General features: G+C 33.4%; 20 protein-coding genes and 1 pseudogene. 11 read left to right on the top strand and 10 right to left on the bottom strand.

Annotated elements, in window-relative coordinates; translation table 11 throughout:
- Positions 1-151: 151 nt before the first annotated feature.
- The 3 genes and pseudogenes from QOX35_RS16015 to QOX35_RS16005 all read right to left on the bottom strand — a co-directional run.
- Positions 152-415 (bottom strand): annotated as a pseudogene (locus QOX35_RS16015) (ORF6N domain-containing protein); the annotation flags it as partial.
- A gap of 1 nt (position 416) precedes the next feature.
- Complete coding sequence (locus tag QOX35_RS16010; protein ID WP_283687788.1) at positions 417-836, bottom strand: virulence RhuM family protein; 420 nt, start codon at positions 834-836, stop codon at positions 417-419.
- Between the two features lie 13 nt (positions 837-849).
- Entirely contained in the window at positions 850-2,088 is a 1,239-nt protein-coding gene (locus QOX35_RS16005) for a site-specific integrase (protein WP_283687787.1), read from the bottom strand.
- Between the two features lie 472 nt (positions 2,089-2,560).
- On the opposite strand from QOX35_RS16005, the gene QOX35_RS16000 reads away from it, so the two are divergent.
- From QOX35_RS16000 to QOX35_RS15965, 8 genes are all read left to right on the top strand, one after another.
- Positions 2,561-3,892, top strand: coding sequence for a site-specific integrase (locus QOX35_RS16000; protein ID WP_283687786.1), 1,332 nt, complete (start codon positions 2,561-2,563; stop codon positions 3,890-3,892).
- A 2-nt stretch (positions 3,893-3,894) separates the two neighbouring features.
- Positions 3,895-5,259, top strand: a complete 1,365-nt coding sequence (locus tag QOX35_RS15995; RefSeq protein WP_283687785.1) for a hypothetical protein — start codon at positions 3,895-3,897, stop codon at positions 5,257-5,259.
- 184 nt (positions 5,260-5,443) lie between these two features.
- On the top strand, positions 5,444-5,743 hold the full coding sequence (locus QOX35_RS15990) for a helix-turn-helix domain-containing protein (protein ID WP_283687784.1): 300 nt from the start codon (positions 5,444-5,446) through the stop codon (positions 5,741-5,743).
- A gap of 1 nt (position 5,744) precedes the next feature.
- On the top strand, positions 5,745-6,020 hold the full coding sequence (locus QOX35_RS15985; RefSeq protein ID WP_283687783.1) for a hypothetical protein: 276 nt from the start codon (positions 5,745-5,747) through the stop codon (positions 6,018-6,020).
- 5 nt (positions 6,021-6,025) lie between these two features.
- Positions 6,026-7,081: an AAA family ATPase gene (locus tag QOX35_RS15980; RefSeq protein ID WP_283687782.1), complete on the top strand. Its 1,056-nt coding sequence runs from the start codon at positions 6,026-6,028 to the stop codon at positions 7,079-7,081.
- A 206-nt stretch (positions 7,082-7,287) separates the two neighbouring features.
- Entirely contained in the window at positions 7,288-8,373 is a 1,086-nt protein-coding gene (locus QOX35_RS15975) for a BT4734/BF3469 family protein (RefSeq protein ID WP_283687781.1), read from the top strand.
- A gap of 49 nt (positions 8,374-8,422) precedes the next feature.
- The gene (locus QOX35_RS15970; protein WP_283687780.1) at positions 8,423-8,674 is read left to right on the top strand and encodes a hypothetical protein; all 252 of its coding nucleotides are present in this window, start codon (positions 8,423-8,425) and stop codon (positions 8,672-8,674) included.
- A gap of 2 nt (positions 8,675-8,676) precedes the next feature.
- A complete protein-coding gene (locus QOX35_RS15965; RefSeq protein ID WP_283687779.1) occupies positions 8,677-10,536 on the top strand; it encodes a hypothetical protein in 1,860 nt (619 codons plus the stop codon).
- Positions 10,537-10,561: 25 nt separating this feature from the next.
- Here the strand turns inward: QOX35_RS15965 and QOX35_RS15960 are convergent, their stop codons facing one another.
- Positions 10,562-10,918 carry a hypothetical protein gene (locus QOX35_RS15960; protein ID WP_283687778.1) on the bottom strand — a complete coding sequence of 119 codons (357 nt, stop codon included), beginning with the start codon at positions 10,916-10,918 and terminating at the stop codon, positions 10,562-10,564.
- A gap of 3 nt (positions 10,919-10,921) precedes the next feature.
- The gene (locus QOX35_RS15955) at positions 10,922-11,347 is read right to left on the bottom strand and encodes a hypothetical protein (protein WP_283687777.1); all 426 of its coding nucleotides are present in this window, start codon (positions 11,345-11,347) and stop codon (positions 10,922-10,924) included.
- A gap of 138 nt (positions 11,348-11,485) precedes the next feature.
- On the opposite strand from QOX35_RS15955, the gene QOX35_RS15950 reads away from it, so the two are divergent.
- Positions 11,486-11,722, top strand: coding sequence for a terminase small subunit (locus QOX35_RS15950; RefSeq protein ID WP_283687776.1), 237 nt, complete (start codon positions 11,486-11,488; stop codon positions 11,720-11,722).
- 514 nt (positions 11,723-12,236) lie between these two features.
- Here the strand turns inward: QOX35_RS15950 and QOX35_RS15945 are convergent.
- The 5 genes from QOX35_RS15945 to QOX35_RS15925 form a co-directional block, all read right to left on the bottom strand.
- The gene (locus QOX35_RS15945) at positions 12,237-12,680 is read right to left on the bottom strand and encodes a hypothetical protein (RefSeq protein WP_283687775.1); all 444 of its coding nucleotides are present in this window, start codon (positions 12,678-12,680) and stop codon (positions 12,237-12,239) included.
- 16 nt (positions 12,681-12,696) lie between these two features.
- Positions 12,697-13,272, bottom strand: a complete 576-nt coding sequence (locus tag QOX35_RS15940; RefSeq protein ID WP_283687774.1) for a Panacea domain-containing protein — start codon at positions 13,270-13,272, stop codon at positions 12,697-12,699.
- Positions 13,273-13,581: 309 nt separating this feature from the next.
- Positions 13,582-13,770, bottom strand: coding sequence for a helix-turn-helix domain-containing protein (locus QOX35_RS15935; RefSeq protein ID WP_283687773.1), 189 nt, complete (start codon positions 13,768-13,770; stop codon positions 13,582-13,584).
- 219 nt (positions 13,771-13,989) lie between these two features.
- Positions 13,990-14,253 carry a hypothetical protein gene (locus tag QOX35_RS15930; protein ID WP_283687772.1) on the bottom strand — a complete coding sequence of 88 codons (264 nt, stop codon included), beginning with the start codon at positions 14,251-14,253 and terminating at the stop codon, positions 13,990-13,992.
- 43 nt (positions 14,254-14,296) lie between these two features.
- Entirely contained in the window at positions 14,297-14,545 is a 249-nt protein-coding gene (locus tag QOX35_RS15925; protein ID WP_283687771.1) for a helix-turn-helix domain-containing protein, read from the bottom strand.
- 179 nt (positions 14,546-14,724) lie between these two features.
- Between QOX35_RS15925 and QOX35_RS15920 the strand changes: the two genes are divergently transcribed.
- Together QOX35_RS15920 and QOX35_RS15915 are read left to right on the top strand one after the other, a co-directional pair.
- Positions 14,725-14,976, top strand: coding sequence for a hypothetical protein (locus QOX35_RS15920; protein ID WP_283687770.1), 252 nt, complete (start codon positions 14,725-14,727; stop codon positions 14,974-14,976).
- Between the two features lie 59 nt (positions 14,977-15,035).
- On the top strand, positions 15,036-15,446 hold the full coding sequence (locus QOX35_RS15915; RefSeq protein WP_283687769.1) for a hypothetical protein: 411 nt from the start codon (positions 15,036-15,038) through the stop codon (positions 15,444-15,446).
- Positions 15,447-16,304 lie beyond the last annotated feature (858 nt).

Genomic DNA, 16,304 nt, shown 5'->3' with positions numbered 1-16,304 from the left:
AACTTATGGAATGGTTGAAGGGATTTAAGTAAAAAGGAAAAGATTATGTAAAGAAAATACTTACACAACTACTGTTACACAACCTGTTAAGTAGGAAGCTTTACATAATCTTTTTGTTTACATAAACAGAATTATGTCAACCTTTACATAATTCCGTGAATGCAAAGATTTTAGTTGCTCCGACATTGTAACCGGAGGGTATCACAGATTGTGACACCCCCATGTTTATCAATTCCATAGCTTCTTCATCCGTCAGTTCAAACATAAAGTCTTTTGGAAAACGCTCTATATTTCTTCGAACAGCCTGTTTTAAAACTCGCGTTTCAACTTGATAGAGTTCTGCCAAATGAAAATCAATCATTATCCGTAAGCCCCGAACCTCAAATATTTTATTCTGAATAATTTGTAATTCCATATCAATTCAAAGTTTTAAGTGAAGATTCTCTTGTACTGGTATTAAACATCACAAGTACATCATGCGGCTTTTTCTCTTTGCTATATTCCTGGAAAGCATTCAATACCCATTCTCTAAAAGCCTTGGTGTATAGGGTTTGAATACGGAAACTTAAGAAGATGATAACCTCTAAATTGTAATAGATACGAATATATTCTTCTTTCTCATTTCGTGTATATCTACATTCCTTTGCCACGTCTGGCTCTCTCAATAAGCCATCTTTAAACATAACTTTGAGATGTTTGCTGATTGTCGGGGTATATACCCCGAACAAATCAGCTATTTCATTTATTGTCATCCAAACTGCACCATCTACTATTTTTACTTCAATGGTTGGTTTGCTAGTATCTATATTTATGAATTTTATATATACAGTTTTCATAAATTTAACTAGATTAAACAATAGCACTTTTTGATTCGTAAGTTTTTAGTTTTCCCGCAATTGCATTCATTTCATTGGCTATCTTGTTATTGGTTATACGGGCATATATCTGCGTTGTCTGTATTTTGGTATGCCCCAGCATTTTCGATACAGACTCGATCGGAATACCCAATGATAAAAACGTCGTTGCAAATGTATGACGGCTCATGTGATAGGTGAGATGCTTCTCAATACCGCACAAATCGGCAATTTCCTTCAGATAAGAGTTCATCTTCTGATTGCACATTGTCGGAAGAACTTTGTTGTTCTTTTGTTTCCCTCTATATTTCTCGATTATAGAAAGCGGTATATCCATCAAAGGAACGGTTATATCTGTATTCGTTTTAACACGCTTCTTCATAATCCATAAATTATCATCAAAATGAGGCTTTATATCGTCATACGTTAATTCATATATATCTGTATATGAAAGTCCTGTAAAGCAGGAAAATACAAATATATCCCTTACTTTTTCAATCCGGCCAATAGAGAAGTCTTTCTCAATAATTGCTTTTATCTCTTCTTCGGTCAGATATCCTCTGTCAACCTTCTCAAAATGAATTTTATAATTCGCATAAGGGTCTGCAATGATCCAACCATTATTCTTTGCTATATTGATAATCTTCTTCAGAAGCCTCATGTTGCGTCCGATTGTATTGGTCTGGCAATTCCCTTCAATTCTGAGATAAGTTTCAAAATCCGTTAAGAAACTGTGTTTAATATCTTTCAGTTTGATATCAGACAGATTGTATTTGAATTTTAAGAATGACTGAATCTTTTTATAAACACATTTGTATTTTTGCAGGATAGCCGGAGAGTATTTTGTTCGGACCAGTTTTTCCATATCTTCATTGTGCTGGCGGTAGACTTCCAAAAGATAGATTGGAATGTCGTTAGGAGAGGAGGAGATACCAAGAATACTGTTTTTCAAGCCTTCTGCAGAAACAATCCCATCACGATCAAATATCTCATTGTATTTTTCATTGATAAGGCTGGTATAAGAATCTATAATCTTATTGATACCTAAAGCTTCTCGACTTTTCCCGATTGCTCTGCCTGTACTTGATTCCCATATACCTGTATTTATTGCAGCTTTTATATTAAAACTGACCTTTTCCTGAGAGATGGTAATCCGGCAAAAGATAGGTGCTGTTCCGTCCTTTTTAAGTTTGTCTCGACGGATGTAATAAATGACATTGAATGTACTTTTCATAACTACTCATTTTAAATTACAAATAAAACATTATTGTTTTTCGAATGAGTAAATCTTGTACTTCCAAAAATGTCTGATACACTGCCAATTAAAGACAATTTAGGGTGAACGCTTTTTTCGGTTAGGGTGAACACTTTGGGGAACGAATTAAGGCATTCGATGCCCGTTTTATGTCTTTTTCTGGCTATATGGATAAAAAGAAAAATCCTACAATATATTGATATTGTAGGATTTAACTAAATTTTGTCGCCTATTGGCTTTAACATTGGCGGTATGGACGGGACTAACCTTATGCAATAATAGCATATCTTTAAATAGTCTATAAACAAGCTTTTTTAACCTAATTGCAAATATACACAATATTTTACGTGATTAAAATACATTTTATTTAATTGCATATTGTCTCACTTTGTTGCTGTATTGTTGTGCAAGTTTAGTATATTTGCACAACGGATATTTATAATTACTAAATATGGCAACTGTAAAAGCATTTATCAGGACGAGCAAAAAGAAAGTTGATAAAGTCAATATACGATTTAGACTTTCTGATGGCAGGAGTGTACAAATCTTTCACGCTAGCGAGTTGCTTATCGATCCGGATGTTTGGGATGATAAAGAACAAGCTATCGGAAAAAGACAGTTATACAAAGATAAGACGACATTTAATAAATCTGTCAATGATCGCAAGTCTTTAATACTAACAGTCTATGAAAGAGAGTCCAATAAATCAAAATTGACATCGGAGTGGTTAGATATCGCAATCGACAAAGAGTTGCACCCCGATAAATATAAACCCAAAGTCATTATTGACACGCTTTTTAAGTTTATAGATAAATTCATAGAGGAAGCTCCGAACAGGAAAGATAAAAAGACAGGAAGAAATCTAACCTACAACAATATCCAACAATACAAAGCGACTGAAAAACATCTGATAGCTTTTGCCGAAAGCATAAAGAAGAAAGATTTTAGATTTGACGAAATAGATCAGCTTTTCTATGATGGATTCGTGGCTTATCTTCAAAAGGAAATACCGGAAATAGATAGTAACGGAAAACCTAAACTAAACGATAAAGAAGAACCTATTTTGCTGAAAGAAAGCTTCACGGCTAATAGTGTGGGAAAGCATATTAGAATACTTAAATTGATGCTGAATGAAGCTACTGCGCAAGGTTATAACAAATCAATAGACTATAATACCTTTCATGTATTTACAGAGGAAACAGACACTATTTATCTGAATGAATCTGAATTACAGCAATTAAAAGATAAAGATTTTTCGAAAGCTCCGTACTTAGATCGTGTTCGGGATTGGTTTTTACTTTTGGCGTGGACTGGATGCCGATTTAGCGATTTAGAGAAAGTAGGAAAGACTGATATTCAAGACGGTTTTATATCCTTTCGTCAACAAAAGACAAACACCAAAGTCGTAATACCATTACATCCGGTTGTATTGGAAATATTGGAGAAATACGATTATAGTCTTCCTGAACCGATAAGTAACCAACGATTTAACGAATATATCAAAGAAGCAGCAAAGTTTGCCGGAATAGATTCTAAGGAGTCCATAACTATAACCAAAGGCGGTAAATTGATAACAGAGCTATATCCGAAATATGAGCTTATTTCGTCCCATACCGGGCGAAGATCATTCTGTACCAATATGTACAAACGTGGATTACCTACTCTTATGATAATGTCTATCTCAGGACATCGCACAGAAAAGTCATTCTTGAAATATATCAAAGTAAAACAATCAGAACACGCAGAAATGATGAAAAAAGCGTGGAGTAATATGTATAAATAAAAATGAAAACAAGTGCCATCAAATATTTTAGCTCCTTTTTGAAGGATGCCATAGAAATGACCGAAAAGATAATAATAGATAGTTTTGATCAGTGTGGCTTTGGTACCGAAGAAATAATCAGCCTGTATAACGCAACGTGGGGCGGTACATTCAGCGATGATGATTTCTTAGACGTTATGAATAAATTCGATACTGAGTTGCAAAACAATATATTAAAGTACGATGATCCCGTTCTTATAATGTCTTATATGAGATCTGCTTTCAAAGATTTATGCTATGAGAACCAGCTTGGAGTTTATTACCCATTTGTTTATACTGAATCACTAGGTTATGACGATGAGAATATAATAAAAGATGGCTTAAATGTCGAATTGATTTTGAACCTAAAATCTTCTATAAATAAATCTTTAGCCTTCATCGAGAAAGTGTACAATCTGAATTTTATAATAGAGTATAAAAGGAATCTAATCAAAGGGACTCTTATGGATGAAGATGAATATGATATTTTTGACTTCAAAAGAGCCTACATTGATGCTGAAGAAATAACAGACTTACGTGAAAGATTAAAGTTTTTCATAAATAAAAAATCAGCTTTTCTTATATGGGATGCAGGGCATGACGTTGCAGATTTCATGAATCGATCTTATGATTATGAGTTTACAAAAAAATGTGATATTGAAATTGAGCGAATAAAAACCTTGATTGAAACTGAAAGAAAATATGGGAATTTGCAAAAAAGGCGCACGCTAGACGATGTAGACTACAAAGACGTCACGACAAAATTAGAATATGCAATAAGTCTTATAAATGGAAAAGATGTAATGGATGGAGCGGATTATGTAGGTCCTATAAATGACCCTGAATCTAAGACTAAAGGATATTTGATTATCCAAAAACTATACGAAGAAAACAAACCTATTGAAAATGAGATTATTGATCTAAAAGAATCGGGGTCTTTTCTAAATCAAGATAGCCTAGTATTAGATCGATTATTCAATATCTACAACTCAGAAGTAAAATATTTAGTCGAATATCTAGAATCAGAACAAAAGATAAACCCTCCTAAGATAGCATTTGAATCTCTTTTGCTTAATTGTGACACAAAAAGGGTGTGTGAGGTATTAGATCAGTTATTTATCGGAGCTAAAGGCAAGAAAGCAGCTACAATATTACTAGCTTTGAAAAATAAAAATTATATTATAATACCCGAAAGAGATAAGCAAAAAATTTATAATGCTTTAAACGAGCGATTTGGATTGAACCTTACGAATCAAAGCTGTCAGAAGTTTATTGTTTTTAATAATGGGTCATTGACAACACCGATATCAAGTGAAGATATAAAACAAATTGAAAATAAACTACCATAGGTAAGATACACCATATATCTAAAAAGAATGCAGCTATTTTGTTGCATTTTTTTTTGTCTATTCTTGTATGTTCTTGAATACAAAGACATACAATTTCAAATAATTGCAATACAGTACTTTAGCTTATAACTTTGAATTATAAACAACCGATAGTGCGCACATTCGGATTTAATTTAAAGTTATAATGAGTATAGCAGAATTATTAAAAAAAGACGCAAATATCACATTAGCCATATCTATTAATGACTTAAGGGAATGGCATAAAGAAGTAATACAGGACACAAGAAAAGAACTTGAGGATGCTGTTGTATCTGATAAAGCAGAAACATATCCAAGCGCAAAACAAGTTAGCGATATACTTAGTGTGGATTTATCTACACTATGGAGATGGGAGAAAAGAGGGTATTTAGTTCCGGTAAATGTGGGAGGTAAACGCCGATACAAAATGTCTGAGGTTAAACAGATTTTAGAAGGAGGGCGATAATATGAAAAAGAAAAAAGCCCCCAACCGGAAGCCTCTATCTTTAGTACAACACATCAAAGATAAGCAATTTCACGATCAAAAGCAAGCTATCTATCTGTTTTTTAGCAACAATCATAGTACAATGTACGATGCTGCTGAAACTACAGGCGTAACCCGACCGAATGTTTGTCGCTTCACTCGTATGCTTGAAGATAAGGGACTGATAGAAAGAACACATCAAGGTATTTGTCCGATATCCAAAGAACCCGGAGTATGGTATTTTAAAAAGAAAGGCTAATGACAATGGCAGATATAGCACTATTAAAGCCTGTTCGGGACGAAACAAAGACCTTTATAGACCTGTCAAAGTTCGAGCCTCCGAAAAATGGATGGGAAGCCTATAAGATAGACCTATCCAAACAAATTGCTCCGCCCGAGCCTTTGATTATCCAGACTGACACAGAAATACCAATGTTGCATCGTAGGAATATCGGTACAATAGCAGCATCCGCTAAAGTCGGAAAAACATTTCTTATATCAGCGATCGGAGCCTCGGCTTTAAATGATGATAGTTTCTTAGGCTTCCATTGTCCTAAAGAGGCTAAAGTATTATTCATAGATACAGAACAGGATGTTAGCGACACTCAAAATGTAGCGAAAAGGGTACACCGGATTAATCACTGGGATACATCCCAAAATAAGGATTTTTTCGTTTCGCTAAATCTGCGTGAAGTATCTAGTGAAAAAAGATGTGAAATCATCGAATCTGCGATAAAGGATATAAATCCGGATCTCGTTATGTTGGATGGCATTGTTGACCTTTTAGCTGATTTCAACAATATTGAACAAAGTAAAAATGCCGTCGAGATGCTTACCCGATGGAGTACGCAATACGATTGCCACATACTAACCTGTCTACACGTAAATAAGGGCACAGCGGAACTAAGAGGGCATTTAGGGGCTTTCCTTAGACAGAAAGGAGAGATAACTATATTATTAACCAAAAAGGATGAGAGTATTCCCTACATAGAGGCTAAAGCTATTGACAGCAGACATAGACCGATTAATGATTTTTGTTTTCGTATCAATGAGGATGCCCTACCGGAACTTTATTATCCCGAACCAAAACTAGCGACGACCGAAAAAAACAAATCTTTTTTTGATAACATTCTTAAAGTTGGTAATACAATGAGTTATGCTGATTTGAGAAACGAGGTAATGAAACAATCAGAAGTGAAAGAACGAACGGCTGAGCGTAGGATAAAAAAAGCTTTGGAAGATAATATTATATCAAAAAATGATTCTGGATTTTATTATATCCCATTTAAAAACGAACAACAAAAAGAACTCCCGTTTTAGACACCTGCATATAATTTACCGACCGTCGTACCGAACCGTCATTACCGCCTATTATACATATAGGCGGATGACGGTGACGGTAACGACAGAAAAGACGGTAAATGTCGGTTGTTTTGACGGTAAAAATGACGGTAAATGTGTCGGCAATAAACTTAGTGTGTTTTATAAGATGCTGTAAATTAGATTATTGGTGAAAATGACGGTAAATGTCGGCACTGATAATCAGTCAGTTACAAATTGATATTTTAGAGATGCAAACAGAAAAGATAAATATATTTACTCGCAATGTGTCGGTATTTGCAAAAGCAACTGACACAACACCGATAGCGACGACGACAATTTTACAGGCTGTCACCAGCCAAAAGATTATAAGTAAAGTCGAGGAATACCGGAATACCGGAGATAAGACCTTGAAACTATCAATACCCTGCTTTATTCCATCAGGAACATTCAGCGAGCGTAAAGACGAGGCTCTGATAGAGCATAGCGGGGCGATCTGTATAGATGTGGATGCAAAAGACAATACCCATGTATGCAATTTTCAGGAGCTAAAGAAACTTATATCACAAATACCCTATGTCGCTTATTGTGGACTGTCGGTCGGAGGAAAAGGTTATTTTCTACTTATCCCCATCAAGTATCCGAATAAGCACAGGAAGCATTTTAAAGCCTGCTGTGAGGATTTCGAGCGATGCGGTATAGTAGTGGACCATAGCTGTGTAAATGTTAGTCGCCTTCGCTTTATGTCGTATGATCCGAAAGCGTATTTTAATGACAATGCAACTGTTTATACCCGGATATATGAGGAAAAGAAAGACGCACCAAAATATAACAAGGTTTATGGTAGCAGTGCAACAAACGATGTAGAAAAGCTTATATCAGAAATACAGAGCCGACAAACCGACATTACCGGGAATTATCAACAGTGGCTAGAAATAGGTGCTGCCATTGCATCCGAGTTTGGGGAATCGGGTAGAAGTTACTTTCATGCTGTCAGTCGGTATTCAATAAAATACGATCAGAAAGCAACAGATAGGAAGTACACCGACTGTATGAAAATGCGGAACTTCAACATATCAACGCTGTTTTACTACGCTAAGCAGTACGGTGTTATGATACATAACAGAAGCGAGAACCTTACAAAACCTGACATTCAAAACTTGAAAAAACTTGAAATTACAGAAAAGAATATTCCAAAACAACCGGGATTTAAGAATATAGGTGAACTATTGGAATATGCAGCAGGTAAAGGTATTAGTAAAGAACAATTGAAAATAAATATTCACAATTAAGATAATAATAAAGCATGAATCGTCTTTTAGACATTAAAAACAAGAGAAAATGAAAACTATAACATTTGCACGTTTAGCTTATCAATTTATTGAGGATAATCATCTATTGGATAAATTTAAAAAGGCACATCCGGATTTTGACGGAAAACTTGACCCCTTGACTTTTGAGGAAAAAATTAAAGACATTGAAAGTGATTTTATCCAAAGAATAATATCGGCTATACCGGATACATTTATTATAAATGTTAAAGAAGAGGAAAACTCACAAGCAATATCACTAGAAAAAATTAGTAGCTTATAATTATGAATACAATTCGAGAAGTATACATAGACGAACAGCAGATAGATATCGAAAACGATAACGCTGCTGGATATATCTTCACATCTCCTATATTCAGAGATATAACAAAGATACTATCCAATAGGACAACTACATATAAAGTTCCCAAAACACAAAGGAACCTTACAATATTCGGGCTCTCCAATAATCCTGATGTCTATTCTATTTTTCCATACCGCGAACATACGTTCGAAGAAATAAGGGATGGACTCACATTTATAAAAGGAATATGCACATTGCTTAAATCAGGAGAAGAAGATCTCGAACTCTCCGTTGTATGGGGAAATACTATCAACCTGTTAAAATTAAAGGATCTTAAGCTTAGGGATCTGTCAAGTAGCGAGTATCTAACTTGGTCTAATGACACACCATTCTTACCGGATAGTTCAACAGCGCAAAAAGGATTTATAAAAATTGATTTCGGGCATGGTTTAAACGACATACAATATATTCACCCATCCGTTACGTATGATTATATCTTAAAGCTTATAGAAGCTGATACAGGCGTACAATTCATATATGATGTTGAGAAGTTTGGGGATGTATTCACTAAGCGATGGGTTCCGCTCATCGATAAGAATGCGAACCAAATAACATGGGCCGATAAGTATTTTGTAAGAACTAATATCATAGGATATAATCCAACAGGCATACATTCGCTCTCTTATTTTACTTTTACGGGTATATCCGGAAATTTAGATTTAATAGGATATAGTTTTCCTGCAAGTCACATAAAAGGGAAAAAAGATTCTAAAGTAACTATCCAATCAAGCACATTTCTTAAAGTGCCTAATACGCTTGTTGATCCTGCGAATTATCAATTAAGAGTGATAGTAACAGACTGGCTTACAGTCTATGCAGAACAATACTTCCCTATCACCATGAATGAAGATGGCGATTATGTTAGTACTATGGATTTAGATTTTAGTTTTGATCTTACCGAGGATAAGAACATATACATAGTAGCCCAATACAGAAAAGGCATATCATCCGTTGATCTTGATGGTACAGAAATACTTGTTCCATCAATAGGGCCTGACATCTATGTAAAATACGATGAAGTAAAATTCGGTGATAAATACCCAATTGTTCCTAACCTTCCTGATCTTACCGTTGTTGACTTCCTTAAAAATATTATGTGGCAATATGGGTTGTTTGTATTCTATAAGGCAGACATTAATAATTCAGCTATACAGTTTGTGTCCGTATCAGACATATACGATGGTAAATATAAGGCGTACGATTGGACTAACTTAATAGCCGACAGAAAAAATATGCTTATGACGTATGTCTATTCAGACTATGCTCAAAAGAATATAATCAAATATAAGAAGGATGATTCAGTAAAGACAAAAGTAGACGGATATTTTATTATAGACAATCAGACAATACCGAAAGAGAAAGAACTGTTCGAGCTTTATTTTGCACCATCCGATAACATCACCGATGTTAACGCCAATACATACGCGTATATTCCGATATATGATGAGTCCGGTAATTATAAAAGTGTTAGCTATAGAGTGCTGAAACAAAAAACATATATTGATACAGAAGATTCTTATATGTCTGCATTATTTGATAAAGACATGTATTTTATGGGGGATAACGGACTTATTAAGAAATACTACGATACTTATCAGTTTATTATAAATCAGCCTGCCGTATTAGAATGTTATGTATATCTTAAAGGGTTAGACCTGTACACATACAATGAGCTTGTTCCTATATTTATCGACGGCACTTATTACATGATGCAGGAGATTACCGTTAATACCGATGGGCTCGCTAAATGTAAGCTGATACGCATGCCATATTATAGATAAAGAAAAAGGGGCGTTTGCCCCTTTCTTATTCTACCTTGGTGTACTCTATCCACGTTGTTCTATTTTCTAATATAGACAATTTATTTCCAATAAGAGTATATTCCCATCCTCCATTTACATTGTCATTTAATATGATCTTATCTTTAGTAAGTTTATAAGTCCATGGATAAGAGCTTTCCTTGGAAAGTGTAGGCCATGTTTCCCAATCCTCCCTAGTGCACCAATCGTTTTTGAAAATATACACTGTTGAGTCTATACTTGTTTTCTTTCTGTACCATGCACCCCATAGAAGGGAGTTGTCGATATATTCGGGTTCATTCTCGTTATCTGACGAGCATGAAATAATAAGCACTACGAGGAACACACAAGATAAATGTTTCATATTTTATTTCTTTATAGCCATTCCTGTAATAACATATCCATTTCCGAATTCTTTATCATTTGTATATGATACTTTAAAATTTATTGCGCCATTGGCTCCTGTAATTTTACTTCTTTTTACAAATTCATCTATGGCTTCATACACAGAATAATACTCAGCTCTAGATTCCTCAAAAAAACTTTTCTTACGTTTTTGTACGCTATCTCCATCATTCTGTTTACCGGTTTCTTTTTTCTTGGTTCCTTTTACAACTGTAACTACAGACCCAATAGGCTTATAATCAAAACTAACAGAATTACTTTCTGTAATAAAGAAATCCTGACTTGTATATCTCGAATAATCAATAACAACTGTTTCATTAATTGATTTATACATCGAACACGAAGTAAATAAAAGAACCGACAATAGTATGTAAAATAAATTCTTCATTTTAATTAAAAGTTTGTTGTAACACAAATGTATTAAATATTTATTTTTCAATAGATAATAGATTAGATCACTTATCTATTTAGAATTAATCTAAATAATGGCTAATGTATTTATACTATAAGCTAGATAGTTACGTTTATGAATAAACAAGAAATATTTTACAGGGAATATATTATCGACTTTAATGCTACACAAGCAGCAATAAGGGCGGGATATAGCTCCACTTCTGCTCGACAAGTCGGGTTTGACAATATGACAAAACATGACATTCAAAGCAGAATAAAAGAACTTATTGAAGAGCGGAATAATAGACTTCAAGTAGATGCTGATTATGTTCTAAAGCAAGCTGTAAAGCTTCACGAAAGATGTTTGTAGGAGGTAAGGACTAAAATAATTAGAGGACAACAGATAAAGAACTTGCTCAATTCTTTGAGGTTGCAGAATCAACAATAAACAAATGGAAGTTAGATTATCCAGAATTTTCGGAGTCCATAAAAAAGAAGCAGGAAATAATTATTCTGAGTTTTTGGACTCCATAAAAAAAAGGGGATAAAACAACGGTCAAACAACAGACTAAAGATTTTTTCACTATCATTACGCATATGTGTGCTAGTCCTCTTAAAATCTAAGAAAACCTCAAATTCAGAATAAATATAATATAATTGACTTCAATGGTAACAACCCAAAGGTTACCGCAAGGGTGAGTGTAAACAACACCAAGATTGCACTAAGGAGGGGGAGTTTTTTGAGTCCATAAAAAAAGGAAGAACGATATTGAGGGTGTAGATTGGGAACACCCTTTTTTATTACTCATAATTCTTGTATTTAGTAGAGATTCGAGCCATCTGGGATAGAGAAATAAACCTCAGTCAATGCAAAAATTTATAGATTATTCGCAAATAATGTTCAAAATGGATTCAATAATAGACTTATATTTCTTTGGGGTACCCTTATATTGATAGAAACTGTAAATCAAGCTTTGAAGTTCTTCGTTTGTTAGTATATCTATCGTTTCAACAGTATAGCTACCTAATACTTCAAAACTAAACTGATGTATATTACTATTGTGGTTGATAAATGTATGTTTACGAAAAGCAAAACCGTTGACACCTATAATTTGATCTTTTTTGAAACAATACATTGATGCACCAGTATCTTTATTTATAACACCATGCTTAATAATATCTTCCGAAAAGTAAAACTGAGAAGTAGTCATTGACATTAAATTATACTCATCTCCTTTTTTATCAATGACAATAAAGAACTTATCCTTTTCTTCTGTTGGTAATTTATAATTCTTGACTAAAATTATTGTCCCCAAAGGATAAGTCATGATCTTATAAACTAAGTTATAGTGTAGATTTTAATTCTAAGTTTTCCAACGTTGAATAATAAATAGACTTTTTATAATCATCGTCTTCTATTAATTGGAGAAAATCTAAAGATTTATCGCTTGTCTTATTATCTTGAGTAAATCTTATATCCGAATCTTTAATCACTTTATCCCATAGAGATCCTTTTTCATGAGTCAATTGAACCAATGCCTCTGTATTTAATTTCCCATATTCCTGAATCACATTATCTATAATCTCCAAATCCCATTCGCTAAATTCAGAATCGTCAAATGCTTTAATAGGCTTAACAATACAAGCATTATTCGTGCCTGTACTCTCAAAGTTCACAAACTGACTAAATTTATTAAAACCTTTATTTTTCGAATAAAATAATTCAGGAGATACAGGTCCTAATCTCCATGCTTTATAATCCAACCAAGTGATAGGCGTTCCTTTTGTTTTCGTAGCCTCTTGATCAATAAAAAACAATAGCTTCATCAACTTTGTATGATACAGAGGCTTACAGCGATCGGCAAGTAGAATAATCAAGTTTCCTACCAAATCTTTGTTTATTTGCATTCCTAAGTTCATTGTTGTTGCGATTAGTTTTTTTGGTGCTCTTGAATAGTATAATAATATGCTGATGCATAATACTTCATAGGCTTTATAGTTCTCTTTTTGCTAAATTGTTCCGCAAAGATAGATAAATGTAGTAAAATATAATTATAAACAATACAAATAAATACAAAATAATAACAATTGCAATTGCTAACTGTTCATTTATAGATAAATCCCAAAATAAAAAATGCAGATTTACAGCTTAGATATCCTTTAATTTAGTCGCCGGTAATCGCTTTCTTTTGTGTTTGTCTTCTTACAAATTAAGAGGGATTCTTTAGGCTATATTAGTGCTTCCTGTTTACATTTTTCTAAATAGGAATCAATATCCTCTTTATCGTATAGCCATCTTCTGCTTTTATCCTTGAATGCTTTTATGTATCCTTTTTCTACAAGTGCATTTATACCGTCTCTGCCAAGACCGATATATTCAGATAGCTCATTTAATGTGAAATATTTCCCTGCTACCATAGTCGGTTTAATAATATATCATTAATCTTTCATCCTTTCTCTACTTTGATCTACCCTTTGATAACCTATTATTCTTTACTCTGTGTGCTTCTTCAAGTTCAATAGTTCTATATCGACCCTCTTTATATGTCTTCCGTGCGTCGATCTCGCCTGTTTTTAGCATTTCGTAAAACTTTGTATATCCAACATGGATAAATTTCATAAAATCAGACAGTTTCATTATTTCTTACGTTTCATGTTTTCCCACATCTCTATACCTGTAATAATATCGGATAGTAAGTATTGGGCTTTATAATCACTCTTGCTTGTGTCTTTCAAAAGACCGTTAGCAATAAGTAAATCTATTTTCGGTTGCCCAAACTGGGCATACGACTCTCTTTTTGAAAGGGCATATCTTCCAGTTTCGATAAATCCCTTTAATGTTGAGTTCACTATCTTTTGTATTAGCTTAACGTCTGCTGTTATGTCTATTGTAAAGTTCATATTAAAATAATCTTAATTGGATATTCCCACAAAGTAGTTACCTCTACTCCTTTTCAACTTTTATTCTACCATTACAATGTGGACAAGTGATAACATTCTGTTTTGGCTGCTCGAATAGATCCGTAAAGGGTACGCCCAGAGCAACGGCGATGCGTTCATATGTATCTATTGAAGGCTTAGTCTTTTCATTAATCAACTTGCTCAAATTTTGAGGTGTTATTTCTATCAATACCGCAAGCTCTGCAACCTGCATTCTTTTCTCTTTTAAAATCTCTTTAATTCTTAATCCCATATTTAGACTAATTAATATTTAACGTTACGCAAATATAAATCATGTTTTAATGATATTCGTTATATTTAATGTTAAAAACAACGTTTATAATTAAAAATATTTGATATAAGTATTGTTTATTTAATCTTTATCATTATCTTTGATTCGTAATTAAATGGTAAACATTAAATGTTGCGATTATGACAACCTACAATCTATCATCAATAATGAAAGAAGCCCACAAAATAAGAAGAGGCTATAAAGTATCAATGTCGGATGCTTTAAAACAAGCTTGGAAGATTGCTAAAGTTGAGGTTCGCAATAATGCTATACTAGCAGCTAGAAAGGCAGCCTACGAAGCTAAACTAGCTAAAGAGGTAGCGGAATATAACGCTAACTATATCGCATCCCCGGCGCGTTATTACGGCAATGGTGCATACACTGGAGATTAATCAAATAACCATCAAATAAGAATAACTTAGATATAATACACATTTAAAAACTTATAATTATGGAAACAATACTAATCGATGAAAAAGAATTAAGAGACAAACTTGTAGAGAAAGTACAGAAAATGAACGCAAATATACATCAGTACAAGCAAAAAAAAGAAAGCGAGTTTGGTATAAATCCTCTCTATTATGCTGGTGGGCTAACCAGTATCCATTGCAGTGAAAAATGGACATTAGAGGATAATATAAATAACCTATTAGCTGTATTTAACAACAACTTTCTCGAAAGCATATTCTTTCAACTTAACACTATAAAGCAAGACAAAACGCTTGCTATCGTGCTAAGATATTTACAAAGCAGGGGACTTGAAGAAGATTTTGCTCAATTCAAGAATCAAATAAAATATGCATCTACTGATCGGAAAAACTTTATAGCCATTCAAGAGGTAACAGAGCTATCCGACAAATAGAGTATTACTAACTTTGTATTGCAGCCGTCTTGCTTGGGAAAGTAAGGCGGTTTTATTTTTTATAGATGTTGTGCAAATGTTGTGCAAAACAGAAAAATAAAAACGCTAACAGTCTGTTATTATGACTATTAGCGCTTACTTTGGCGGTATGGACGGAATCCATTATTTTTTTAGTTAAACAGCTACATTTCAAATATTTGCTTCACTGGTTTTTTCTAAGGTGAACACTTTAGGATATTTCAAAATATCACATTTTGTCTTAGTATTGAACACACTTGTCCGTACATTAGTTACTCATTACAAATATAATATATTTTAATTATATGCATAAAATTTGAAGAAGTAATTGGTTATATAAGCTAATATTTTTCAGAATAAAAAGTCTTTTACAGAATTTGGATAGAGAGTATTCTCAAAGATTTTATTATAAATAAATTAGTCAAATATGTATCATTTGGGCATTACAGTTTAAAGGATACGAACGATTAATATAACAATACCAATAGTCAAAAAAACTATATATATTTGTAGGTATAAATATATAAGTATGAGTCTAATATTAGATCGAATTAACCGAATATTGTCGCAGAATAAATGGTCTGAATCCGATATTTACAATGTCATGACAAATTTCAGACAGTTATTAGAAGAAAATAACCTTAAAGAGAAATACCAAATCCTAAATTTGTATTGTAATTGGACACTACACACAAACATTACGCAATCTATATCTGTATATAATAAATGAAAAGTATACCGGAATGGATTTGAAAAGTATACCACTTAGGAAGGATTTTCAAAGAACGTAAAATGCTTATAAGTTAGCTTCTCTTGCTAACATTTTTTCAGTTTCTTTAA

It is taken from the genome of Dysgonomonas sp. Marseille-Q5470, from assembly GCF_951230145.1.
In the GTDB taxonomy this organism is placed as follows: Bacteria; Bacteroidota; Bacteroidia; order Bacteroidales; family Dysgonomonadaceae; genus Dysgonomonas.
Note: the sequence above shows the minus strand (reverse complement) of the source record. Positions and strands in the feature narration are given on the sequence as shown.